Origin of the sequence: Sinorhizobium sp. P24N7 (assembly GCF_042436655.1) — a bacterium.
In the GTDB taxonomy this organism is placed as follows: domain Bacteria; phylum Pseudomonadota; class Alphaproteobacteria; order Rhizobiales; family Rhizobiaceae; genus Sinorhizobium; species Sinorhizobium meliloti_A.
Genome location: NZ_JBHMIW010000117.1, coordinates 1 through 473 on the forward strand (window position 1 = coordinate 1; position 473 = coordinate 473).

Annotated in this window: 1 pseudogene; it reads left to right on the forward strand. The window is 60.0% G+C overall.

The features are described 5' to 3' along the window. Positions 1-181 (forward strand): annotated as a pseudogene (locus tag ACFHWW_RS34220) (hypothetical protein); the annotation flags it as partial. Positions 182-473 lie beyond the last annotated feature (292 nt).

Here is a 473-nt window from a genome sequence, read left to right on the forward strand (position 1 = left end):
GCTTGTCGTGTTCGGTCGTGAGATCGGATCCGAAAGATTGAGCGAGGGCGTCGAACCCACGTCGGAGCTCGAAACTTTGCGACGGCTGGGGGTCACAAAAGCACAAGGCTACCTGCTTGGACGTCCCATGCCGTTGCAGAGAATTCCGGCCAATACCGGAGACCGTGGTTCACCGTCCTAGCGTTCGGCGGCGACTATTGGCACCGTACTCGTGATGCGAACATTCACGGTAACCGTGCTCGCGGTTCAACTGCAGCTCCGCCCCGCTTTCTCCCCTCGGCGTTACCGACGAGACATAGCGGCAAGCACAGACGGGAACATCCGCCGATACGCTCAGCGACCGAGGCTCTCCGCCTTTCAAATCCCTGCTCTGCCGAGTGCGTTGTCAGAAGGCCAGCAGCTTTGCCCGGTGCTTGCCGTTGAGCCCGTGTTGGAAGCTCACGCTTGGTGACGCCTGATCACGAAACACCAGT